The sequence below is a fragment of the Priestia sp. YIM B13486 genome, from assembly GCF_042787865.1.
In the GTDB taxonomy this organism is placed as follows: Bacteria; Bacillota; Bacilli; order Bacillales; family Bacillaceae_H; genus Priestia; species Priestia megaterium.
The window spans coordinates 1-23,701 of sequence record NZ_JBHZOZ010000009.1; the positions used below are offsets into that span (position 1 = coordinate 1).

At 35.4% G+C, this 23,701-nt stretch carries 26 protein-coding genes and 1 pseudogene; 14 read left to right on the plus strand and 13 right to left on the minus strand.

What is annotated here, in order from left to right:
- The first annotated feature begins 344 nt into the window (after positions 1-344).
- A complete protein-coding gene (locus ACFX4G_RS20440; protein ID WP_013084442.1) occupies positions 345-554 on the plus strand; it encodes an alpha/beta-type small acid-soluble spore protein in 210 nt (69 codons plus the stop codon).
- Positions 555-637: 83 nt separating this feature from the next.
- The gene (locus ACFX4G_RS20445; protein ID WP_192995136.1) at positions 638-796 is read left to right on the plus strand and encodes a hypothetical protein; all 159 of its coding nucleotides are present in this window, start codon (positions 638-640) and stop codon (positions 794-796) included.
- 220 nt (positions 797-1,016) lie between these two features.
- On the opposite strand, the pseudogene ACFX4G_RS20450 reads toward ACFX4G_RS20445, so the two are convergent.
- The 4 genes and pseudogenes from ACFX4G_RS20450 to ACFX4G_RS20465 form a co-directional block, all read right to left on the minus strand.
- Positions 1,017-1,172, minus strand: a pseudogene (locus ACFX4G_RS20450) (esterase); the annotation flags it as partial.
- A gap of 206 nt (positions 1,173-1,378) precedes the next feature.
- Positions 1,379-2,887 (minus strand): glycoside hydrolase family 32 protein, encoded by a 1,509-nt coding sequence (locus tag ACFX4G_RS20455; RefSeq protein ID WP_377576480.1) that lies wholly within the window; start codon positions 2,885-2,887, stop codon positions 1,379-1,381.
- 60 nt (positions 2,888-2,947) lie between these two features.
- On the minus strand, positions 2,948-4,657 hold the full coding sequence (locus ACFX4G_RS20460) for an alpha-glucosidase (RefSeq protein ID WP_377576483.1): 1,710 nt from the start codon (positions 4,655-4,657) through the stop codon (positions 2,948-2,950).
- 238 nt (positions 4,658-4,895) lie between these two features.
- On the minus strand, positions 4,896-5,888 hold the full coding sequence (locus ACFX4G_RS20465) for a LacI family DNA-binding transcriptional regulator (RefSeq protein ID WP_165575914.1): 993 nt from the start codon (positions 5,886-5,888) through the stop codon (positions 4,896-4,898).
- A gap of 393 nt (positions 5,889-6,281) precedes the next feature.
- Between ACFX4G_RS20465 and ACFX4G_RS20470 the strand changes: the two genes are divergently transcribed.
- The 5 genes from ACFX4G_RS20470 (at position 6,282) to ACFX4G_RS20490 (ending at position 13,456) form a co-directional block, all read left to right on the plus strand.
- Positions 6,282-7,511, plus strand: a complete 1,230-nt coding sequence (locus tag ACFX4G_RS20470; protein WP_377576486.1) for an MFS transporter — start codon at positions 6,282-6,284, stop codon at positions 7,509-7,511.
- Positions 7,512-8,271: 760 nt separating this feature from the next.
- Positions 8,272-9,915, plus strand: coding sequence for a spore germination protein (locus ACFX4G_RS20475; protein ID WP_043978636.1), 1,644 nt, complete (start codon positions 8,272-8,274; stop codon positions 9,913-9,915).
- Positions 9,905-11,113: a Ger(x)C family spore germination protein gene (locus ACFX4G_RS20480; RefSeq protein ID WP_043978632.1), complete on the plus strand. Its 1,209-nt coding sequence runs from the start codon at positions 9,905-9,907 to the stop codon at positions 11,111-11,113. The genes ACFX4G_RS20475 and ACFX4G_RS20480 overlap by 11 nt, the downstream gene beginning before the upstream one ends.
- Positions 11,114-11,151: 38 nt before the next feature.
- Entirely contained in the window at positions 11,152-12,243 is a 1,092-nt protein-coding gene (locus ACFX4G_RS20485) for a GerAB/ArcD/ProY family transporter (protein WP_377576489.1), read from the plus strand.
- Positions 12,244-12,352: 109 nt separating this feature from the next.
- The gene (locus tag ACFX4G_RS20490; RefSeq protein WP_377576492.1) at positions 12,353-13,456 is read left to right on the plus strand and encodes a GerAB/ArcD/ProY family transporter; all 1,104 of its coding nucleotides are present in this window, start codon (positions 12,353-12,355) and stop codon (positions 13,454-13,456) included.
- Here ACFX4G_RS20490 and ACFX4G_RS20495 read toward each other — a convergent pair.
- The 4 genes from ACFX4G_RS20495 to ACFX4G_RS20510 all read right to left on the minus strand — a co-directional run bounded on the left by ACFX4G_RS20495 (position 13,449) and on the right by ACFX4G_RS20510 (position 16,921).
- Positions 13,449-13,682 (minus strand): YczF family membrane protein, encoded by a 234-nt coding sequence (locus tag ACFX4G_RS20495; RefSeq protein WP_322552354.1) that lies wholly within the window; start codon positions 13,680-13,682, stop codon positions 13,449-13,451. The two genes, ACFX4G_RS20490 and ACFX4G_RS20495, sit on opposite strands and share 8 nt — an antisense overlap.
- Before the next feature lie 807 nt (positions 13,683-14,489).
- On the minus strand, positions 14,490-14,771 hold the full coding sequence (locus ACFX4G_RS20500) for a MerR family transcriptional regulator (RefSeq protein WP_230184404.1): 282 nt from the start codon (positions 14,769-14,771) through the stop codon (positions 14,490-14,492).
- A 446-nt stretch (positions 14,772-15,217) separates the two neighbouring features.
- Entirely contained in the window at positions 15,218-16,213 is a 996-nt protein-coding gene (locus ACFX4G_RS20505; protein WP_377576496.1) for a DUF3231 family protein, read from the minus strand.
- 216 nt (positions 16,214-16,429) lie between these two features.
- Positions 16,430-16,921, minus strand: coding sequence for a general stress protein (locus tag ACFX4G_RS20510; protein WP_377576499.1), 492 nt, complete (start codon positions 16,919-16,921; stop codon positions 16,430-16,432).
- A 215-nt stretch (positions 16,922-17,136) separates the two neighbouring features.
- Between ACFX4G_RS20510 and ACFX4G_RS20515 the strand changes: the two genes are divergently transcribed.
- Complete coding sequence (locus ACFX4G_RS20515; protein ID WP_377576502.1) at positions 17,137-17,370, plus strand: hypothetical protein; 234 nt, start codon at positions 17,137-17,139, stop codon at positions 17,368-17,370.
- A gap of 12 nt (positions 17,371-17,382) precedes the next feature.
- Here ACFX4G_RS20515 and ACFX4G_RS20520 read toward each other — a convergent pair whose 3' ends face one another.
- Positions 17,383-17,769, minus strand: a complete 387-nt coding sequence (locus tag ACFX4G_RS20520; RefSeq protein WP_377576504.1) for a hypothetical protein — start codon at positions 17,767-17,769, stop codon at positions 17,383-17,385.
- Between the two features lie 18 nt (positions 17,770-17,787).
- Positions 17,788-18,051, minus strand: a complete 264-nt coding sequence (locus tag ACFX4G_RS20525) for a DUF1292 domain-containing protein (RefSeq protein WP_377576507.1) — start codon at positions 18,049-18,051, stop codon at positions 17,788-17,790.
- A gap of 595 nt (positions 18,052-18,646) precedes the next feature.
- Between ACFX4G_RS20525 and ACFX4G_RS20530 the strand changes: the two genes are divergently transcribed.
- The 4 genes from ACFX4G_RS20530 (at position 18,647) to ACFX4G_RS20545 (ending at position 21,551) form a co-directional block, all read left to right on the plus strand.
- Positions 18,647-18,856: an alpha/beta-type small acid-soluble spore protein gene (locus tag ACFX4G_RS20530; RefSeq protein ID WP_013084404.1), complete on the plus strand. Its 210-nt coding sequence runs from the start codon at positions 18,647-18,649 to the stop codon at positions 18,854-18,856.
- A gap of 330 nt (positions 18,857-19,186) precedes the next feature.
- Positions 19,187-19,699 (plus strand): DUF3231 family protein, encoded by a 513-nt coding sequence (locus tag ACFX4G_RS20535; protein WP_230184409.1) that lies wholly within the window; start codon positions 19,187-19,189, stop codon positions 19,697-19,699.
- 588 nt (positions 19,700-20,287) lie between these two features.
- Positions 20,288-21,076 carry a hypothetical protein gene (locus ACFX4G_RS20540; RefSeq protein WP_377576512.1) on the plus strand — a complete coding sequence of 263 codons (789 nt, stop codon included), beginning with the start codon at positions 20,288-20,290 and terminating at the stop codon, positions 21,074-21,076.
- Between the two features lie 4 nt (positions 21,077-21,080).
- Positions 21,081-21,551: an inorganic phosphate transporter gene (locus tag ACFX4G_RS20545; protein ID WP_230184411.1), complete on the plus strand. Its 471-nt coding sequence runs from the start codon at positions 21,081-21,083 to the stop codon at positions 21,549-21,551.
- A 204-nt stretch (positions 21,552-21,755) separates the two neighbouring features.
- Here ACFX4G_RS20545 and ACFX4G_RS20550 read toward each other — a convergent pair whose 3' ends face one another.
- The 3 genes from ACFX4G_RS20550 to ACFX4G_RS20560 form a co-directional block, all read right to left on the minus strand.
- Entirely contained in the window at positions 21,756-22,274 is a 519-nt protein-coding gene (locus ACFX4G_RS20550) for a YfiT family bacillithiol transferase (protein ID WP_377576516.1), read from the minus strand.
- A gap of 15 nt (positions 22,275-22,289) precedes the next feature.
- On the minus strand, positions 22,290-22,571 hold the full coding sequence (locus tag ACFX4G_RS20555) for a hypothetical protein (protein WP_025749994.1): 282 nt from the start codon (positions 22,569-22,571) through the stop codon (positions 22,290-22,292).
- A gap of 80 nt (positions 22,572-22,651) precedes the next feature.
- A complete protein-coding gene (locus ACFX4G_RS20560) occupies positions 22,652-22,837 on the minus strand; it encodes a hypothetical protein (RefSeq protein ID WP_025749995.1) in 186 nt (61 codons plus the stop codon).
- A 109-nt stretch (positions 22,838-22,946) separates the two neighbouring features.
- On the opposite strand from ACFX4G_RS20560, the gene ACFX4G_RS20565 reads away from it, so the two are divergent.
- Both ACFX4G_RS20565 and ACFX4G_RS20570 read left to right on the plus strand, forming a co-directional pair.
- Complete coding sequence (locus ACFX4G_RS20565) at positions 22,947-23,132, plus strand: hypothetical protein (RefSeq protein ID WP_377576519.1); 186 nt, start codon at positions 22,947-22,949, stop codon at positions 23,130-23,132.
- A 15-nt stretch (positions 23,133-23,147) separates the two neighbouring features.
- The gene (locus tag ACFX4G_RS20570) at positions 23,148-23,600 is read left to right on the plus strand and encodes a DUF4288 domain-containing protein (RefSeq protein ID WP_097823114.1); all 453 of its coding nucleotides are present in this window, start codon (positions 23,148-23,150) and stop codon (positions 23,598-23,600) included.
- Positions 23,601-23,701 lie beyond the last annotated feature (101 nt).

The following is a 23,701-nucleotide window of genomic DNA, read 5'->3' on the forward strand; positions in this document are numbered from 1 at the left end:
GTTATTGTTAGGTACTACATACCCGTTTTTTACTTAAAGGTGTTTTTTTATTTGTCTCACTCTATGGGGTCAGTCCCTTATAGAGTTAGTCTTTTGTCCTTCAAATAATATATCCATGAACATGAAAAAAGAATGACAAACGAGTTGTCATTCTCTCTCCTACACATGGCAAGCGTTTAGTTTTTAGTCACAAGGAAATGAAACATCTAATCCCACTTTTTACAGTGTCGGTTGTTTCTAAAAATTAGTATGTCATCCTAACAAGGAAATATACATCCATTATTTACCACGAATACATCTCTTCCACAATAGGAAACTTAAGAAAAATAAGGAGGTGACACAACATGGCAAACAACAACAGCAGCAACAACAATGAATTATTAGTATACGGTGCTGAACAAGCAATCGATCAAATGAAATATGAAATCGCTAGCGAATTTGGTGTAAACCTTGGTGCTGATACAACTGCACGTGCAAACGGATCAGTAGGTGGCGAAATCACAAAACGTCTTGTACAAATGGCTGAGCAACAACTTGGCGGCGGACGTTTCTAAGACAACTTTATAATTGATGGCTGAAGGAAGAATGGGTCTCCATTCTTCCTTTTTGTACGAATAAAAAAGTAAGGAGAGATCATATGCAGCAACATCAATCAGCTAAAGAAAAGGCGGGTTTTACTGAGAAACCAGCAGCTTCTGCAACAAATGCACAAAAAGTAAAACAAGAAATCCAAAGAGACGTAAGTGAAGGACAAGGTGCAATGACTTCTCGAGAAGCAGGCGCAATGCGCGATTAAAAATCAATTTGAGCGGTTTTTAATCCTCGATTCTTTGTACAAAAACTAAAAAAAGTACCTCGATTAACTGAGGTACTTTTAGCAGTCTACTCTATTTCGGCGCGGGAGCTGCTTTGACTTCGGTTGTTTTTCATCCGGTACATGGTGGTGAAACACAAAGGCAAACATTCTAGTCCCCAATATATAAAAGTCGATCCTGCCTTGTTCACCTGAAAAATAATTAGTTTGTATTTTGTCCCCCGCCATTCAGCCCTTCTTTTATGTACGCATTAACCTGACTATTTGAAAGCAATCCAATATGTCCAATGCCATAAAGTTGAATATTTCTTGCTCCTTGCAGCCTAGAGAGACTATTAGCAACAATTTGATGATTTACCCTCTATTCTTTATAAAACTATTTATAAAAGATAACAGTAATCAAAAAAAGCACTTTTCCATGTAATAAAGATATTAATGTACATATAAAAGGAACAGATCCCCTTAAGGGGATCTGTTCTTCAAGTTAATCTAGTTGCATAAATTGTTGTAATTTCTTTCTTGTACGTTGCTTGGCTACTATCTTTATCCAATTTCTATTAGCCTTTAAAAAATCAGTGGAGAAACGCCCTTGCTTAAGTTCCATTTATTTAAGGTAATCAATTCAATTTCTTGATCTGCAAAGAAACAAATACCTTTTGCATTGTCTCCAGGATAGATTCTGCTCGTCATCACTTTCTCGCCTTCATTAATAAAAACTTCGATGGACGATTTATCAACAAACAGATGAAGGTGCAAGTGATTATCATTTAATCCAACAGGTGCTTTTCTTATTCCCCCATCACCTTCACCTGATTTATCACGATTAAAGATAAACAAACTTTCTAGCCTATCATAAGTTAAGAGCGTTTCTTGGTGAGTGTCATTATCTGTTCTCACTTTTATTCCGAACTGTGAAGCAGCTTTTGCGTTAATTTTCACTTCAAGTTCGTAACAATCACCTGAAATACCTGCAAGTTCTTGTTCTCTGTTAACCGTGATATTTTTATACTGCACGTGATGTTGACGAAGCTGCTTAAGCTCTGGAATTGGTTTACTAATTATATTCCCTTGTTTAGTAGAAAGCTCACGCGGAACAGTCATTGCGCCTGCCCAATTGTGTTTTTGTTCAGGCATTCTGCTTTCCCACATAGCCATCCACGCTATCATAATGCGTCTGCCATGTTCATCTTCTGCCGTTTGAGGAGCATAAAAGTCAAATCCGTAGTCCAAAAGCTGAAAGTCTTCGTGTTGAAGCAGCCCTGTTTGATAGTCTAATTTCCCTTTTACATATCCAGCTTGATGCAAGTTATGATAGAGATCTCTTTCCGGTTTTACTCCTTGAGGTGACATAACAAGCACGTCCTGTCCTTCGAGACTAAAAAGATCTGGACACTCCCACATAAAACCAAGATTTCCTTGGCTTTTGGCCATTACATTCATAAACTCCCAATTCAACAGATCTCTTGAACGGTACAAAAGAACTTGCCCTTCATGATCCTTTGTACGTGATCCAAGAACACAATAATAATAGCCGTCTTTCTTCCATACTTTTGGATCTCTAAAATGATGAGGATGAATATCCCCTTCAGGCACTGAATCAATAACTGGATTTTGAGGTACTTTATTAAAATGAACGCCGTCTTCGCTTACAGCAAGACACTGAACCTGTCGTAAGTCCGTATCATAGTTATCCCCTGTCCACACATTCCCTGTGTACATTGCATAAAGCTTTCCGTCTTTTTCAATTGCACTTCCTGAAAAACATCCATCATGATCGTATTCTTCACTCGGAGCAAGAGCGATAGGAAGTTGTTCCCAGTAAGTAAGATCTTTACTTTTTATATGCCCCCAATACATCGGCCCCCACTCGGGAGAGTAAGGATGATGTTGATAAAATAAATGATACTCACCTTTATAAAAGCTGAATCCATTTGGGTCATTCATCCAGTATGCTGGTGTAGACACATGATATTGTAGTCGCCAATGATTCTGATCAACAGACTCCTGCTCGTTTAACACAAATTCCATTGCCTTTGAGATTTTTTCTTGATGTTGATTTCTTAATGTTTTCAAAAGATTTCGCCCTGCCTTTCTATACGTGAATGAGTCAATTGTGATAAAAATAAAAAGAGATTAAAATGATGAATCGATTTCACAAGCAATGGACTCGTAAGGTCGTAAATTTATCTGATCTAGGTGTAATTCTAAATGTTCATAGTTGGATAAAATAACATTTTTTATATTAAAATCTAAGCTTAGAGTTAACTCTTTATTATCAAAGTTAGCAATCACCGCTATTTTTTTATTGTTCAACTCTCTCGTGTAGGCCATGATTTGCAGGCTATCTTTAAACATGTCTTCGTATTTACCAAAAGCAATAATATCTGAATATGGACTGCTTTTTCTTAAACTAATTAACTTTTTATAGAAATAAAATAAAGAATTACGATCTTTTAAAGCATTCTCGACGTTAATAGAAGAGTAATTAGAATTTATCTCTAGCCACGGTGTACCTTGGCTAAACCCTGCATATTCAGAATGATTCCACTGCATAGGTGTTCGAGAATTATCACGACTGCGTCTCCAAATCGCTTCTAATGCTTCCTCTTTTGAGAATCCTTCTTTCAGCGCAGAGTAATATTGATCGATTGAAGCCAAGTCATTATAATGCTCAATTGATGGATACTCTACATTTGTCATTCCAATTTCTTGCCCTTGATAGATAAATGGTGTCCCTTTTAATAAGAAATAGACGGTAGCTAACATTTTAGCTGGAATAGGTCCTATATCTTCTGGTTTAATAAATTTGTTTAAAGAACGAGGCTGGTCATGGTTTTCTAAATAAAGCGCTCCCCACCCTGTGTGGTTATAGAACGTTTGACTGTCAGAAATGGTTTTTTTGAAATCAAGTAGATTCCAATTATACGGTTCATACCATTTTCCTTCTTTTCCTACATCTAAATCGACATGATCGAACTCAAAAAGCATACTAAAATGTCCGTCTTCTCCCGCATAAATAGGCAGTTCTTTGTGTGATACCCCAGGTGCTTCTGCTACGGTTAAGATATCAGGTGAAGTAAAAGCTTCTTTACGTAGTTCACTTAAAAATTCATGAATGCCTTGTTGATTGGTTTCAATTACATTCATTCCATCATGCGAATCATCAAAGTCTTGTCGTTTTTTTATAAATGTAATGGCATCTACTCTAAAGCCGCTAATTCCTTTATCTAACCACCATCTGACCATTTTATAAACGGCATTTCGAAGATCAGGGTTTTCCCAATTAAGATCAGGCTGTTTTTTAGAAAATGCATGAAGATAATACTGTCCGGTTTGCTCATCATACTCCCAGCACGAACCGCCAAAAATAGATTTCCAATTGTTAGGCGGAGTCCCGTCTTCTCTTCCGTTTCTCCAAATATACCAATCTCTTTTAGGATGATTTACATCACTTTTTGATTCTATGAACCATTCATGTTCATCCGAAGTATGGTTAACGACTAAGTCCATAATAATCTTTATATCTCTTTTTTTAGCTTCATGAATTAATAGATCCATATCTTCCATAGAGCCAAATTCCTCTGCAATTGCTTGATAATCAGAGATGTCATATCCGTTATCGTCCATTGGTGATTGATAAACTGGGCTTAACCAAATAACGTCGATACCTAACTCTTTTAAGTAATCTAATTTTTGAATAACTCCTTTTAAGTCACCAATTCCGTCACCATTAGAGTCATAAAAACTTTTCGGATAAATTTGATATACAACTGCTTCCTTCCACCATTGTCTATTCTTTATTGTAGCGCTTTCTTCATTCATTCTTTCACTTAGTTGAACCATTTCTATCAGCTCCCGTATTTTTATATTAAAATTATGTACTTATTCTTTGTTTGTATGGTACCGATACCATATTTGGTTAAAAAAATTTTTGCTATTAAAAAGTCTAATATGACTCTTCTTCCTTAAGATAAATTCATTGTATTACATCATGGGAACGGTTTCAATAACTTTTCTGAAAATTTTTCAAAAAAGGTGAGAACGAATAAATTCAGTTCTCACCTTCATCTGTTATCTGCTATTACGTTGAACTTCGAACAACCAGCTCGATTGGAAGTTCAAAAGTTTCCACTTTTACTTCAGAATCATTCAACATATCAATAAGAGTTTCCATTGCTTTAATCCCCATCTGATCAATAGGTTGTCGTATAGTTGTTAGCTTTGGATCTAACATTTGTGCAAGAGGTTGATCATCAAAGCCAATAATAGCCAAATCATTAGGTATTTTTAGACCGCACTCTTTGGCTTCAATCATCATTCCCCCGGCAATTTCATCACTCCCTGTAAATATAGCCGTTGGACGATCCTCCATTGACAGGATTTTTTTAACTACTTGTTTTCCGTCTTCAATACTGTGTTGATTAACAAAAATCCACTTTGGATCCGGCTCGATCCCTGCCTCTTGAAGTGCTTTTTGATAACCTTGATTACGGTCCTTGTCCTTGCCTTCCTCTGCAAACAATCCACCTGTACAGTACCCAATTTTCCGGTGGCCTTTTTCAAGTAAATGCTTTACGCCTATATATGCACCCTTGTATTGATCTAATCGAACAATTGGAACATTTGCGTTGTTTACATATTCATTGCATAACAAAATAGGACCAGATTCAGTAAACGATTCTATGATACTCCAGTCATTTTCAATAGAGGTCATAATAATTCCGTCAACTTGCTTTGTTTTTAGTAAATTTAAAAAGGCCAATTCTCTCTCTTTATCTTCATTACTTTGAAAGATTAATACGTGATAGCCGTTTTTATAAGCAACTTGTTCAATTGAATCGACTAAATAAGAGAAAAATGGATTTACGATTCTTGGTACAATAACACCAATTGTAGTCGTTACCTGTCCTCTTAACTTTCTTGCCGAAGGGTTCGGGGTATAGTTAAGCTCTTTCATTGCTTTTAGCACCAGATTTTTTTTCTCTTCTGAAACATATGAATGATTGTTTATAACACGGGAAACGGTTGTCTTTGATAACCCCGATAATTTTGCTACGTCATATATGGTAGGCATTTATTTATCACTCCATCACTAACTGAAATCAGTTTCATACTTATTTTACGTTAAAAAAGAGCCAAAATGCAATGAATGAATTCGTTTGCATCTCTATATCATGTGTTCAATAAGAATACCAGTAAAATCGCTGTGACTCTTTAAGACAGAACCTTTTTATATAAAATGTTTCATGATTAATAAACCAGTATACTTAAAAGCAGTTATTTCATAAGTAAGAAACCAGTACCACACTAAAAAATACATTACACTTAAAAAAACCCTTTTTAAAAGGGTAGTTTTGTTAATTATTTTCTTATTGACATATGAAATCGGTACCATATATAATACAATCAAATCGAAAACGCTTTCTAAATAAAATTTAGATACATAAACAGCAAAGGGGATTTAAATATGCAAAACAATAAACTTTACTGGAAGCTAAGCAGTTTCTTTTTCTTGTTCTTCTTATCTATTGCCTCTATTTTCACTTTTTTTGCTATCTGGTTGGGACAAAGCCTTAACCTTTCCGGAGCACAAACGGGTATTGTTTTTTCTGTAAACGCTATCTTCACTATGCTTTTCCAACCGCTTTATGGATATATCTCTGACAAATTGGGGTTACGAAAGAATTTATTATACTTTATTTCAATTTTAGTTATTTTATCTGGACCATTTCTCATTTTCATCTATCAACCTCTTTTAAACTGGAATTTTTGGATAGGAGCCCTGACAGGCGGGTCTTATCTTGCCATCACTTTTTTAGCTGGTATCTCAGCTATCGAGTCATATATCGAAAAAGTTGGCAGAAAGTATGAGTTTGAATTCGGTCGTGCAAGACTTTGGGGATCAATAGGAGCCGCCGTGGCAGCTGCTATTGGTGGACGAATGCTTAACATTAACCCTGATATCAACTTTTGGATTGCATCGGGATCAGGCATTCTCTTATTACTTGTTATTTTCCTTACAAAAGTAGAAGTATCCACTATCGAAGAAAAGAAGGCAAAATCCCTTTCTGTTCAAGATTTGGGCAGTTTATTTAAACGAAAAGATTTCTGGATTTTTATGATTTTTATGCTCGGGACGGGCTGTATTTATAATGTCTTTGACCAGCAATTTCCTGTATATTATGCCTCTCTGTTTCCAACAGAACAATTAGGAAACCAAATATTTGGTTACTTAAATGCAGGTCAGGTCTTTTTAGAGTCCGGTATGTTATTAGTTGCTCCATTCATTGTCCGTAAAGTAGGTCCTAAAGGAGGTTTAGTTTTAGCGGGAATTATTATGATTTTGCGCGTGATAGGTTCAGGTCTAGTATCAGATCCATACAGCATTTCATTTATTAAGCTTCTTAACGCACCAGAGTTTGCCATTATCATCGTTTCTGTGTTTAAATATCTGGCTACACATTTTGATACAAAATTCTCTTCAATTTTATATTTGGTTGGCTACCAATTCGCGATGCAGCTAGGGGCCGTTATACTTTCTCCTATCGTAGGAAACCTATACGATTCAATTGGTTTTCGTCAAACATACTTAATCATGGGGGTTATTGTCACTATCTTTACTCTATTTGGTACATTTCTTTTAAGAAACCAGAATCAAGCATCTAAAGATAGGAACGATTCAAAACTTACTGCTTAGAATCAGGAAAAATATAATAAATAGGCTTAAAATTTCAAAAATATCTTTTAGGGTGTTCCTATTATTTGAAAGCCTTCGCTATAATTAGCAAAGGCTTCTTTTTGGTGAGTTTCTTCTATTATAAAGTGATCTTTTTTATAGTACTTTCATATTGCTTTATTACTTTATAAAATATTGTTTTCTTCATATTTTCTTCTTTCATGACTTGTACAGTTTTGTTTTAATTTTATTTCCATCATTTATAAACTTCCGTAAACTCCTGGCTAACTTTAGCTTTAGGTCTTTCAAAAGTTATCCTCATGTTTAGCGCAGCCTCAATTTTCTCTCCTCGATGCTTGCGAATACAATCTCTTTCTTTTAGGAGTACCAAAACAGAATTTTCAGAATTAAATCCGTAATAAATGTTCCAAAACTAACCTAGCCTTATTACTGAGCTGTATCCAACAATAGCATATCCAAGACTGTAATAGCTGCCTCACCCTCTTTTTTGATGACATTCTACTCTTTACAGGCTTTCTTTTTTATTACAACCAAAACGATCTAACCAATAAAGATATTGGCAGGTTCATTCAATCTAAATTCAGTTATCACATTGTAGTAACTTTTATGCTTCGTTAATTACTTTCCTTTGTAACAAATTAATGAAGGAAAGAAGAATGAATGTATAAAAAAGTAATATAAGGAAAAATTACTAGTGAATATTGGAAAAACCAATGTCCTCTTCATTCGATGACATTCAAAAGTGGAGGGTTATTAAAATATGAACAGCGCCTGGAATCGCCTGATAAAAAAAGCCAGAAAACCAAAAAAAATGCCCCTTCAGTATGAAGAAACCACTTCAAATGACGAGACTCTTCATTCATCTTTGACTGAAAACCTGACAAAAGTAAAGAACTCTTTAGGGAATAGTGGAGATTTAGTGGTTCGAGATTTCAAAATGGGAAAACCCTTTTTATGTAAAGTAGCTTCTATTTATATAAATGGATTAACGGATAAAGAAATTTTAGGAAACTCCATTATAGAAAGGCTGATGAACGATGTAGAGATGGTTAAAGAGGAAGCCCCTTATGGACCAATCGAATTAGGGATGTACATAAAAGAACATATATTAACTATTACAAATGTGGGAGAGATAACGAATTTCGATAAACTTTTTTTCCATCTTTTATCCGGCGAAACAATTGTCTTAGTTGATGGATGGAATCAAGGCTTTGCCTGTGCGGCGCAAGGAGGAGATCTTAGAGCCATTTCGGAACCCGTAGCAGAATCGTCCGTTCGAGGCCCTCGAGATAGCTTTACAGAGTCCCTTATCACTAATACGGCAATGATTCGTCGTCGTATTAAGAGTCCAAACCTCTGGTTAGAAACGAAGGAAATAGGAACAATCACGCAAACTGGCGTTGGGATGATGTACGTAAAAGGAATTGTCAATGATAAGCTTCTTACAGAAATTAAAGAAAGATTAGGTAAAATGGAAGTAGATGAAGTTCAAGGCTCTAATACAATTGAAGAATGGATTTCCGATGAAACCTGGACCCCTTGGCCCACTGTTTTTATCACAGAACGCCCCGATGTGGTGGCAGGAAATCTATTAGAGGGAAGAGTTGTGATTTTTGTGAATGAAACACCTACGCCTCTCATTGTCCCTGCGACTTGGAATCAATTTTTCCAAACGGCGGAGGATTATTATTTGCGTTGGACAATGTCTAGCTTTTTGCGCATATTGAGAATCATTTCTTTTTTAATTACTCTTCTTGGCCCATCTTTATTTATTGCGTTTCTTTCATTCCATCCAGAATTAATTCCAACACCGTTGCTGATTAATTTGGCAGCCCAACGTCAAAATATTCCATTTCCCATTATTATAGAAGCGCTATTGATGGAATTTACCTTTGAAGTATTGCGAGAAGCTGGTGTTCGTATGCCGCGTCCCGTTGGTCAGGCTGTTTCCATCGTCGGGGCTCTTGTATTGGGAGAAGCAGCTGTTTCAGCTGGGATTGTTTCAAGCGCGATGGTTATTGTCGTGGCAGCTACGGCTATCGCAAGCTTTACCATTCCTCATTATGCAATGACAGATGCTACTCGTTTACTTCGGTTTGGAATGATGATTTTAGCTAGTTTTTTTGGATTATATGGTATTGGATTAGGAGTAATCATGTTAGTAGCTCATACGTGCAGCTTGCGTTCCTTTGGTATTCCGTACTTAGCTCCTTTTGCTCCTGCCATTTTAGCTGATCAGAAAGATTCCATCTTCCGTTTTCCTTTACCTTTTATGTCTAAACGCCCCCGTTTAATTAGTCAGGTGAAAACGAAGCGAACAGACACTAATAAAGATCGCGGTCCTTCACCAAGGGAAGGAAAGATGAAAAATCAAGAATCAAAGAGGGATTCTGATGAGACATAAATCATTGATGCTTCTTTTGCTTTCCGTATTGTTAGTCTTCTTGTCAGGATGCTGGGACCGCGAAGAGCTACAGCAGCTAAGTATCGTTTCAGGGATGGCTATTGATAAAGGCAGTGACAAAGTAAAGAACAGATATAGAGTTACGGTTCAAATTATCAATCCTTCACAAGTAGCTGGTGGACAACAAGGAGGAAAAGTTCAAGCTTCGCCTGTGACAACCTTTACTGAAACAGGAAGTACCCTTGCTGAGACCCTTCGAAAGATTTCAACAAAGTCACCTGGAGAGCTTTTCTTTCCTCACCTTCAAATCTTAGTTATCGGCGAGAAGGTAGCGAAACAAGGAATTGAAGATTTATTTGATATGATCGAACGGGATAGCCAGTTTCGGGTTCTTTTTCCAGTTTTAATTGCAAGAGGACATATTACAGCGAAAGAAACGCTAGAAGTCACAACATCTTTAGAAGCCATCCCCTCTGCAAAGATTAGTGATGCTTTAAAATCTTCTGAAGAGGACTGGGGAACCTATAAAAGTACGCGTGCAGATCAAGTGATTCAGGGGCTAAAAGAAGGAAGTGTAGTAGTCACAGGGGTTAAGATTAACGGGGAGAAAGAAAGTGGGAATGCGACAACAAATACACAACAAGTTTCTCCAAGTGCAAACATTGAAATTAAAGGGATTGCTCTTTTTAAAAATGGAAAGTTAAAAAAATGGTTGGATGGGCCTCCTGCACGAGGAGTGACATGGATTACGAACGAAATGAAACGAACCGTGATGAATCTTAATTGCGGAAAGAAAAAGGATGCCATCGCAATTGAAATTTCGCGTTCCAAATCGTCTACCCATGTAACATTCAAACATCAGAAACCCGTTATCTATATTACAGTTCGTGCAGAAGGAACAGTCTTAGAAAATAATTGCTCTATAGATCTTGCCAAATCACAAGCACTTGGCCAACTAGATGAACAATTAGAAGAAGAGATTAAACAGGAAATACTATTGACAGTAAAAAAAGCTCAAAAGCAAAAAAGTGATATCTTCAATTTTGGTGAAACGGTTAATATAGCAAATAAACATGTGTGGAACAACATTCATAATTCATGGGAAAAAGATATTTTTCCGAAAACAGAAGTTCACGTGAATGTACAAGCTATTATTCGTCGGACAGGTATGACAACCAAGTCCTATATAAACAAATAAAATAATCATAAAGGGTAAAGAAAGGAGTTGAGAGACGAATGGAAAAAGCAAAATTAAGTGTCATTCAACTCTTTGCTCTTATGTTTATCTTCGACTTGGGAACAGCATTGATTGTTAGTTACGGAACAAATGCCAGAAAGGATGCTTGGCTTGCTATTCTGTTAGCCTTGTGTGGAGGAGTCGGATTATTTTACATCTTTTACTTTTTATATCGTCAATATCCCAATTTGCTCTTCACTGGATATATAAGAGAAATATTTGGTAAGTACTTTGGATGGATAATTGGTTTGCTATACTGTCTTCACTTTTTGTATATTTGCGGAAGGAATGTACGTGAATTAGGAGATTTATTGGTTTCATCTACCCTGTCGGAAACTCCTTTACTAGCCATTAACCTTACGCTTGTACTTGTGATATGCTACGTCATTCATCTCGGGATAGAAGTAGTAGGGAGAACAGCAGAAGTATTTATTGTCGTTTTACTCTTACTTGGAGCGGCAGGGAATTTTTTTGTTCTTGTATCAGGAGATGTTGATTTTCACCAGATACGCCCCGCTCTTGAACACGGATGGCAGCCTATCTTCACCACGGCTTTTCCCCACCTGCTCATTTTCCCCTTTGGCGAAATGATTGCTTTTACAATGCTATTACCATATTTAAATCGTCCTCAATTAGTAAAGCGAGCATGGTTGGGGGCTGTGATTTCAAGCGGGATGATTTTAAGCTGGACCGTTTTGTTAAATACATCGGTTCTGGGTATAGATGTGATGGAGAGGTCCGTATTTCCTACGTTGACAGCAGTTGGAAAAGTCAATCTATTCGATTTTATTGAAAGATTAGATGCAATTGTGGTGTTCACTCTGCTGATTACCGTCTTTTTCAAAGCATCTATTTATCTATATGCCGCGGTTATAGGAATAGCTGATTTATTCAAATTAAGAACGTACCATCAAATTCTTTTCCCAACCGGAACTATTGTCATTTTTTTATCTCTCACTATGGCCTCCAGTTTTTCGGAGCAAGGAGAAGAAGGCTTCCTTAATCATTATCTTTCGATTGCTCTTCTAATTGTTGTTCCCATGATCATGCTTTTAGTTTCTGTTATCCGCAATCATTTTGCAAGAAACTGAACAAGCAACGGGTTTAAACTAGTTTTATTACCAATCATTATGAAAACTTTTAGCAAACAATTAAAAAAGTCAAAGATAAGACATAATAAAGAAAGGAGACGCCTCAAAGATGGAGAAAGCAAAAATAAGCGTTACACAACTCTTTGCCCTTATGTTTATCTTCGACTTGGGTACTTCTCTAATTGTAAGTTATGGAATCCCCGCCGGTAAAGATGCCTGGCTTGCTATCCTTCTAGGAATGGGAGGAGGCATACTCTTATTCTTTATTTACTATATGTTATTTCGTCAATATCCGACCATTCCCCTTACTGGATATGTTAGAAAAATATTTGGTGAATTCTTTGGCTGGGTGCTTGGATTATTATACTGTTTGTTTTTCTTGTATATTGCAGCTAGAAATGTACGTGATTTCGGGGACTTATTGACTTCGTCTACTTTACCAGAAACACCATTACTAGTAATTAACCTCTCGCTTATTCTTGTTATGTGTTATGTCATTTATCTAGGGATAGAAGTAATAGGAAGAACAGCAGAAGTATTTATTGTCATCCTACTATTACTTGGGCTAGGAGCTAATTTCTTTGTTCTTGTATCTGGAAATGTTAGTTTAAATCATATTCGCCCCTTTCTCGAACACGGGTGGAAACCCGTTTTAACTACAGCGTTCCCTCCTGTCGTATCTTTTCCATTTGGTGAAATGCTCGTATTTACGATGCTGCTACCATATTTAAATCGTCCTAAACTAATAAAAAAGGTATGGGTATCTGCATTAATTTCAAGCGGATTGATCCTAAGCTGGACAGCTGCTCTAAATATGTCGGTGCTAGGTTTGGATGTAATGCAAAGATCTACATTTCCTACCTTAGCTACGATTGGAAAAGTTAATCTATTTGATTTTATTGAAAGAATGGATGCAATTGTAGTTTTTACCCTGTTAATGACCGTTTTTTTCAAAGCATCTATTTTTATGTATGGAGCTATCCTTGGAATTACTGATTTATTTAAGGTGAAGAACCGCCAGCAAATCATTCTTCCCATGGGCTTTGTTTTGATTTTCCTTTCCATGACAATAGCTTCCAGTTTTTCAGAACATTTAGAAGAAGGGTTTATTATTACATTAAAATACCTTCATGTTCCTTTTTTGATTGTTATTCCTTTGTTTATGCTGGTTGTCTCCCTCATTCGGAACTATGTGAAGAAAAAAACTAATTAGGACGGTAGCGTTTCTCTTTTTTTTTAATAATCATAAAAATTTGTTGGCTAATGACAATAAGAAAAAGTCCAGCTAACATGATATATTCAGCATTACTCATTACCCAAAAAGGGTTTAGAAGGTGCAGAAATGAATCATAAAAACTAAAACCTAATAGAAAATCCATTAGCAAGAGGTTTGAAGTAGATAATAAAAAGACAATACTTATTGCTAGAAAAATCTTCATGTTCTTCCCTCCTTTAATTTAAAGTAAATATATTATTTGTCAAAAATAAAGTTTTTAATAATAAACCTTATTGTTTGAAATTAAAGGAAAGGCGTAAGATAGTAATATCTTGTGTAAATGAATAAATACAAAAAGGAAGGACTTTTCTTAGATAATTAAGTGACTTCAACCCTCCTAAAGAAAGTAGGTCTTCCTATGAATGAGTTTATAACAGTTGTTGTTCAAGCTTTATTCCCTAACGAAGGGTAACTGCATCCTTTCTTGTTTCTGTATAGTCAGCGCCTTGCGACAAGATCTCATATTGATTTTAATTAAGCTCGCACAGAACTAAAAATGATGGTTAAAACAAACTAATGAGTAATTTCTATAAGAGAAGAAAATTCATTTTATATAAACCTATTAATTACCTCTTAATTTTCGCCCCTCATTTTTTACGTTAGAACCACAAATAAACCAGTAGAAAGGTTCATAATATATACATCTTTAAAGATGTATATATTGTGAATCTTTTAAGACAAAAGACTATTTTATTTGTAATGATTTTAGTAAAGCCGCCTGTAATTCTATAAAAGAGAGCAGCATATATAGATAAACAAATTCAACTATACAAGTAATGTTTTTTATAAACCGATTCATAAATATTTTCATATCTTTTAGTCCCTTCATATATAATTCACCCTTCTGGAAATTGAAAAAAGTATAGAGAAGAAAGGATTTTAAATTATTTATTTTAAGCAATGTAATAATTATTATTAATCTTGATAAAATTATTCAATTAGGTTCGTGGAAAATAAGTTCTTAGTTCACCTATAATCGTTTCGTTTCTTGTATTAATATCTTTTTTCTTCTTTTATAAAGATCATCTCGAATTTCTCGTGTAAGAACTCCATCTTCTATTTTTTCTGCAATATCCATTAATCTCTCAATATCAGAAAAAGAATACCTACGGGTACCAGAGCAGGTACGTTCAGGAAAGATAAGTTTTTGAGTTTCATAATAACGAATTTGTCTCTCAGACAATCCGGTCATTTCAGTAACAGTTTTCATAGTCATTATTTTTTTCTCTCGATATAAATAATTATTCTTCAAATATATCCTCTCCTTTATCCATTTGATTGGTTTTAAAATAATAAAGAATAAGTAAGTATGTATGTTATGAATAATAAATCTAATCTAATATCTAAATTTTCAAATAATTATACCTACAATAACAACAAATTATACAAATAATCTACAACTTGGTTATAATTCCTAACACGACTATTTAATTAGTAGGAGTATATTTATTAGAGAGTAGTTACAAGATTCCCTAATCCTTAATGGATAATACAGAAAAATATTCTTAGTTTAACAATCTAAAGTTATATATGTTAACTAAGAGTGTATAGAAGATACATCCTAAAAACAAAAAGGCTACTGCTCCCGAACAGTAGTCTTGTCTGTTTACACGTAACCTTATACGGAATAATGATGATTTGCATCACCCTTAGTAGCATGCTCGGAGGATTACACATTAATTTATTAAGAACGTTTTTCTAATCATCTAATCTTTTACGATCGTCTGCTTGGGGAGGCTTTTCCATCCACTGATTATCAATCATATCTTTCCCAATACGGCTATAAATCCACAAGCTATCCAAGGATGCCTTTTCACAGTGTGCTGAAATATCAGCTCTCATACTTGCAATGAGAGCTGCGTTATAATAAGTAACTGCTACACCAAAAAGGAAACCTGTTTGGAGAAGCATAAGCCGATCTGAAAAAGGAGAAATATTGGAATTTGTAACCTCTGTGTCGCATGATTTAGGCAGATGAAGATTATCTTTGGTTAATAAGGATGCAAACACATCAATGTGTTTGTTTTTTACTTGCAGGCTTTTTTCTAATAATGCTCGTACGTTTTGATTTTTTGAAACTTGTGAAAAGCCAAGGATCATCGCTTTGGAAATAAATGTTTTGTTTAAATTAAAATAAGCATGTCCACTTTCTATTGTATTTATCGGCCTCTGTTTACCGAATACATCTGTTACATAGTGGTAGTGTTCAATCATTTCCCCCTTGTTCGGTGTTATGTAAGTAGGTGGTTGCTGATAAAGTTGCTTTGAAACAAGAAGGTCCTTAGCTTTTTTATAAATCTCCATCGCATCAAGGTTGCATTGATAATAAAAATCTACAATGTCTGGGCGTAAGGAAGTCGTAAATGATAAACTCATTTCATTATGTCCGTGTGTGCTCATCATATAAAGGGATTTAAGACACAAAACATCCGTAAATAGAGGAGGAGCTTCTAAGTTTACGTCTTCTTCTGTAAATCCTTTAGGAATAGGAAACTTCTCTTTCTTAAATAATGCTTTTAAAGCATCTATGTGTTTAAGTGAATAGTGAAGAGCCGTTTGAAAAAGGCTATGTATCTCAGGATCTTGAATCGTGTGAAGCATATATTTATTTACACATACAGATAATGTTTCACGGATATAGTGTGTCCATAAATTTGCCATTTCAGGAGATGTTAATCGATTCTTTTTTTGCAATTTTCTGTTCCTCCGTATTCAAGCCATTTTTTCTTAACTTCCCCTTCTTTTAAGCTTTCATACAAGTTAGCTTTTCTTTTAATATTTCCGATAAAAAAAAGAAAAAGCTGCTCAAATGAGCAGCTTTTAAAAAACACATACTTAATGAAAGATGAGGAATTGGGGTTCCTATGTTCTTAGTTTGCCCACAAACTCGAATTTTATTCTTCTTCCTACCTATTCATGCTTACGATGTTCTCCGTATAATGATTTATCATAAACGGAGTCACCCTTTGCAAAAGAAGAATCTTCTCTACTTCCTAAGAACTGATTTGTTTTTGTCTCTCTATTAGCTTTTACTAGCAATAATACTTTTCCTTTTTGCAGATCATCTGCATAAGGTCCTGCTTCTGTAAGAGGGACACCTAAGTTAATTAAACGCTTTTCTACTCTTGCTTTATCACTACGAATCTCTTTAGGGTGATCTGGTGAAAACATATGTTTAATTTTATCCATAATCGACTCATCTTGGTGATTTTGTGCTGTGGTTTCAACCTTCTTGACATCAATTCCCTCTCTGCTTTCTACTCTCGAATAGTCCTCTTTATCGATATCTTTGCTGGTTACAAGAGAAAGGTCCTTCTCTTGAAAACCTTGTGTCTTTAAGTTTTGAATAGCGGTTACAATATCTTCTTCATTATCATACGTGCCTATCACATTTTTTGTCATGAGCAGTTCCTCCTTCTAGTAAAAAAATGGTTTATATCAATTAATTCGTTTATGGTACTTGTAATACCCTGGCCTCTTTTTCTAAAACATTCAAAAAATTAGACAATCATTGTTTAGATAGATAGCCCTTACGGAAACGGCAGCACCAAAAGTTCGCAAAGTATTAAAAGCAATTCAACGAAGCTATGGAGCTTCATGAAAGGATCGCTCATTATATGATTGATAATGAAATGTATCCTGCCTATGCTATTGAAGAGCAAGTATGGATGGCTTGTGACACCGCTATTGATTTCCGTGCAAGACTTCGCTTTCCACGGGCGGGTGCTAGAAGCAACAAAACATATGAAACCTACGTTTACCATCATAATAAAAAGATCCGAACGATGAACCGTTCGGATCTTTTTAAAATACGTTTGTCTCAGCCTCTTTTTAAGGGAAGGTTTAATTGAAAAAAATCAAGATTAATGATTGTTTTGTTTATATTCTGCATCAAACGAGTTTTCACCGGCATGGACAGAAAGCAAGGTATCAGCATAGCCAACCAGCCTGTTGACAAGTTCATCTGCAATTGCATAAACAAGAGGATGGGTTTCTCCTTTAAATAGCGCTGGATCATCTAAGATGACTGTAGTGTTGATAAACACATCTCTATTTCCATAAAGGTTATAATGAATCATTGCTTTCCCTGCAGCTCCACCTGTTCTTGGATCTTCATAACCTGGAAGAAATACGTACCATTCTTCTGCTGTAGCAGACCGGAAATTTTTCGTAAAGGTCATTCCGTTGATCACTTTTTCAATCCGCATTTTTTGCTCCAAATGAGCTGCATCTACAATTTTCTTCTTCATAACGCACTCCTCATCACATTAGCTGAATTCTCCGTCAGCAGGCGTAGCCTCTACAGCGATTTGATAAGCATCTAAAATGGAGTCACGTTCCTCAGGATTGGTCAATCCAACAAGATATTGTTCACCCTTTTCATCTTCAACGCGCATCAACAGCGCTTCCCCGTTCGATTGCAGCAAAGCATAAGTCTGATTTCTCATATCAAATAAAGCCTCAACTGCATATTGTTTTTCAATACCGTTTTCATCTTCAATGGTTATAAAATCTCTTTCCCTACTCCTCACTTCTCGTTCACCTCCACTAAAAATCTTCCCGGTTACTTTACCCGTTCTTCTCTGCTTCTATAATCGTACAAAATGAAATTCAATAGCGAAGGCGAATATGGAGTTTGGTTATGGATATATCTAAAAAAACAGTTATTTATTCGTCTATTGGAGAGTGAAACTCTAAGAAATGATTAAAAAAATGTTTTTACGATATCGTGTTGTGAATGACATTCATGGCAGTAACAATTAATTTCTAAAGCATCTTCTGTGAGCGTATGTATAGTTTCTTTTCTGCACTTTTTACAGTCTTCTTTTTTCTGACGTGTCTTTGACAATATAACCTCTTCCTCTCTTGCATTTTTAATTTTATGTTTGGCATAAAAATAACCACTGATACGGTACCTAAAGAGGATTGCAACAGCAATGCAATCCTCTTCTCACATGGCAACTTTTAGATAACAAGGAACTGAAACATCTAATCACACTTTTTACAGTGTCAGTTGTTTCTAAAAATTAGTAGATCAGCCTGTTAAGGAAATAAACATCCATAAACTACCATGTATATACTTCTTGTCCCCTAGGAAACTTAAGAAAAACAAGGAGGTGACACAACATGGCAAACAACAAAAGCAGCAACAACAACGAATTATTAGTATACGGTGCTGAACAAGCAATCGATCAAATGAAATATGAAATCGCTAGCGAATTTGGTGTAAACCTTGGTGCTGATACAACTGCACGTGCAAACGGATCAGTAGGTGGCGAAATCACAAAACGTCTTGTACAAATGGCTGAGCAACAACTTGGCGGCGGACGTTTCTAAGACAACTTTATAAAATGATGGCTGAAGGAAGAGTGGGTCTCCACTCTTCCTTTTATCATGGACATTTTCTATTTATCATCACAAGCAGAAAGCCACATAAAGCATGACAAACAAAAACTGCCAAAGAAGGCAGCTCTCTTTATAACAAGGGTATTGTGACTGATGCCCTTATAGGCATCTTGAATAGTATGTGTAAAATCGTAGATTGTATTCACTGATAAAATTCCTTTTTTATATCTAGAAGAATAATAAAACATGATCTGGAGACGTTAAGTGTGTGCATAGTAAGAAAGGTGGCACACTATTATGAATATGTTAAGGAGGATAACAATGGGTATTTTAAGTGGAAATCCTACAGATGAACCGATGCATTACGGTGAAGTATTTGGAACATGGTCGTTTCTTTCTGCTTCAAAAGGATTAGTAGCTGGTTATCAAACGTTTCTAAATCATGTAGGGGACAAGGATCTACATAAGTTGGTACAAGAAACGATTGAACAATGTCAGCAGGAAATGAAAGGTGTAGAAAAGCTATTAAAAGAAAATGGAGTGGCTTTACCTCCAACTCCGCCTGAACGTCCAGAAGCTTGTTTAGATGATATTCCAGTAGGTGCACGTGTTCAAGATCCCGAAGTTGCTGCGGCTATTTCACTGGATATAGCTGCTGGTCTAGTTGCTTGCAGTCAACTGATTGGCCAATCTATTCGTGAAGATATTGCAGCAATGTTTGGTCAAATTCACATGCAAAAAGTAGCTCTTGGTGGAAAGTTTTTACGACTTAACAAAGAAAAAGGCTGGTTAATTCCACCACCTCTTCACAAGTCAAAAAACACGGATTGTTAATCATAAAATTCGTATAAAACGTCAAGATTTCACATTAAGTCAATCCTACAAGAAGGAGCTGCTGATTCATTCCATATTAGTAGCTCCTTCTCATTATGAATAAAGAGCAATCATAAGAGCAAACTACTGTTTATTTTAACTCTATTAGATTTACCCTTCTTATTTAGAAAGCCCCCCCTGAAAGACTCAATATTGATTTCTCTACTTAATGGGTACACCAACGGGATAATTGACAGATTTGTTATTACTCATAAGAACATTAAATATCCAGCATGCTATTTTCGAAAAGAGTTCTTGATTCATTAAATAAAAACTAAATTGAATACCTTTCTATATCTTGAACAAACGAGCCAAAACGCCGTGAAGCATTTAACCACCTTTTTATTAACATAATACCAATTTTCAGAACCAACATGTAAAAAAGCTCTTTAAGGAAAAATAAAGAGCTTTTTCTTGTCACAGAACTCTTCATTTCGATAAAGATTAGGTGTATATCAATGAACTGTATAAAATAAATGAACAAGACCATATTAAATATGGATGATAGGTATAAAAAGTATATTTTTTCGAATCCATAGGAGATCGTAAATGAATAATTATAAAAATGACAATACTGCAAGACGCTATATTGCTCATGTCAGTATATTTGGAACGACTCAAATCCATTTAAGAAACCCCTATATTATCGCTTGGTGGTCAGCAGCTTTTCCAGGGTTTGGGCACCTACTACTGTCTAAGTACCTTCGCGGCTTTGTGTTATTTGTATGGGAAGTCGTCATAAACCTTGAATCTCATGTAAATTTAGCTATGATTTATTCTTTTCAAGGAAACATTGATATGGCCAAAGACGTACTTAATACAAGATGGCTTCTTATTTATATTCCCGTTTATATTTTTGCTATATGGGATAGTTACCGAACAACCGTTGATTTAAATAGAATATACGTGTTAGCTGAACGAGAAAACCATCAGTTCAACACCTTTAGTATAGGAGCCATGGAAATAAACTATTTAGATAAACGGAATCCCATCCTATCCGTTTTCTGGTCCTTGGTGATGCCAGGTCTAGGACAACTCTATATTCATCGCATCATTGGTGCTTTCTTTGTTATCATTTGGGCAGTTGTTTTCTTTTATTACTCTCACCTGCTTGAAGGAATTTCTTTTCTATTTTTAGGAGAAATAAAACAGGCTACTTCCGTTTTAAATAAAGAATGGCTGTTATTTTTCCCTTCTCTATATGGTTTTGCTATCTTCGATTCCTATATAAATACGGTTGAGAATAATAAACTTGCTGAAAGAGTGCAGAAAAACTTCTTTGAAAAAACATATCAACATCCAAGCTTTTGTATTGCGAAAGGAAAAAAGGTGGAGTGAAAACATGCAGGTCTTTTCTACATTTGAATACTCCAGTTACATAGAATTAGCTGTTTCAGAGCTAGAAAAAAAAGGGATAAAAATAGAAGATATATTTATTGTCCCTCTTAATAATCGAACGGAAGATCGCCGGATTTTTGATAGCCTTCATCGAGCCGATGGAGTTTCTCTTATTGATCTAGGAATGGCTCTAGCCACAGCCTTTTCAGTCATCGGTGCAAGCATTGGGTTTAAACTAAGCTGGGGTCCCATCTACTGGGGAATAATTAGTGCTTTTATCGGATTTATCTTAGGACTAGGAATTAAACTATTTATGTTTAAAGTAATCAGGAAAAATCAACGGCTCTCACGCGGCAAACATTCGGAAGTCATACTCATTGTTGATTGTCGTACGGTGGACGCCGAAGTGGTTGAACAAACTTTGTGGAAAAACCTTGCCTTAGGTGTTTCAAAAGTCAGATCTGATGGCTTATAAAATTAAGTCGTCATCGTACAATATAATGGCCAGATACAGGATGAATGAATTACTATTCAGGATTAGAGATAACTTCCTTAACTCACGGAGAGAGAGCTTCTGGTTTTAAACTGTATACTCTTTAGTCAGCATAATGTCATTTATCAAAACCCAAAAAGCTTTTAAAAAGAGCTTTTTGGGTTCTAATGTATGTTAAATGCCATTCTACCATCCTCTTTGGTTTCTTAATGTCGTAATATGAGCAACGTGATGCTTTCCATGCCAGGCATAAGTAGCTATTAATTGCTCAATCGTCACTTGTCCGTTTTCAGGATGGTGGATCATTTTCTTCAAATCTTTTTCATCAAGTGAGTTTAACAATTTATGAAGACGCTTATGTAAAGCTGAAAAAAGTTGGAGCGAAATTTCTATAGGTAAATCATTGTCAGGAAGATCCGACCAAGCCACTTCATCATAGGCCTTAATAGTAGGCTCATGTTCTGTTAAGCCTAATTTAAAACGAGTATAAGCATTCATATGGGAGTCAGCTAAATGATGGACAACTTGACTTAATGTCCAACCGCCTTCTCGATAAGGCGTAGCTAATTGTTCTTTGGTCAGTCCTTCTACAGCATCAGCTAATTGCTTTGGTGCATATCCAATGTCATGAATCCACCCTTGAATATCTTCTGGCTGAATATTTTCTTTCACGATAAAGTTCCCAATAGGATATTGATTAAACATATTTCTTCCTCTCCTTTACACCTTATAAATTTCATTAGACGATAGCCAGTCAACGAATTGATGATACGGATAATAGGTAGTCCCTTTCAGCTCTATCTTTGGAGCTCCGGGATATTTAGTTAACAGTTCTTCAATTTCACCTTTGCTTAAGTGAAAGTGATAGTGTAGATCTTTTTCTTTAATCAAATAAGGATATTTTGATTTTCTTTGAGGTTTGCTGAAATTCTTTAAACCGTCGCCTATAAAATAACCAAGGGCAGCCAATCCTAACGCTAACCAAAAAAAGTTCATTTCCAAAGTAGGATACCCCCAAACATTCCCATAAAATAAATCCCAACATAAAATTCATAAAAAAGAGACCTTACTTTATAACGCCTCTACAGATTAGCCAGCTTTTTATCAGCTATAAACTTCATAAGTATACCTGCACCTGAAACATTTAATACGATGCTGCTACCTAAAATAACACCATATAGTAATCCCGTAATATGTAATGTTAAAGTCAAAATCAAAAAGACTGTTCCTGTACCGACTAGAACTAATCCCAAGCTTCGATTATCCATCTATTTCACCACCAAAAAAGTAAATATAGTTATATTTTAACATAATTACACTTGTTTTACTTTTAAATGTTAAAATACACTTATTAATAACCAGGGAGATTATAGAATCATGAAAAAAGTTATATCGTTTTTGATTTCTACCTTGTGCGGTAGCTTAGTTCTTTCTGAACTATCTTTTTCTGATGGTTACGAGCAAATGAGCTTAAACCATTTTCTAGACCAAATAATGTTTGGATTTATGTATATTGCACCGTTTGTAATTATATTAGGAATTCCTTATGGTTTCTTTAGTTAAGAATGGAGAGTTGATATGAAAACAACTAATAGCGAAGAGTTAGACGTCCAATGGTATGGGGTAAAGATTCTTTATAAGTACTTAATAGTCGGTAAACCTAATATAGAAAAGATTGACGAAAATTATGAAGAACATCAGATATTTGAAGAAAGTATTTTATTAATTAAAGCCCAATCATTTGCTCAAGCCTATGAAATTGCAGAAAAGAAAGCAAAAGAATGTGAAGACAGCTATACCAACGTTTATGATCAGACTGTGAATTTCCAATTGATTGAGAGTTTAGATGCCTTCCTCTTATGTGAAGAAGATGAGTTCCCAAGTGGTACGGAAGTATATTCACGTTTTTTACATATACCTAAAGAAGAAAGTTTAGCTAATGTCTTATCTAGGCACTATCCAGAAGTTACGGAAGATGAAACAGAGCGGATACGAAAAAGCTTCATTTTAAGGAATAGAGATTTTAATTGAAGACTCACACTAGATATAAAGATACTATGGTATACATACTCTGGAGAAACAACAAATAAGGAGCCTTAAATAAGGCTCCTTATTTGTTCTCTATTTACCTT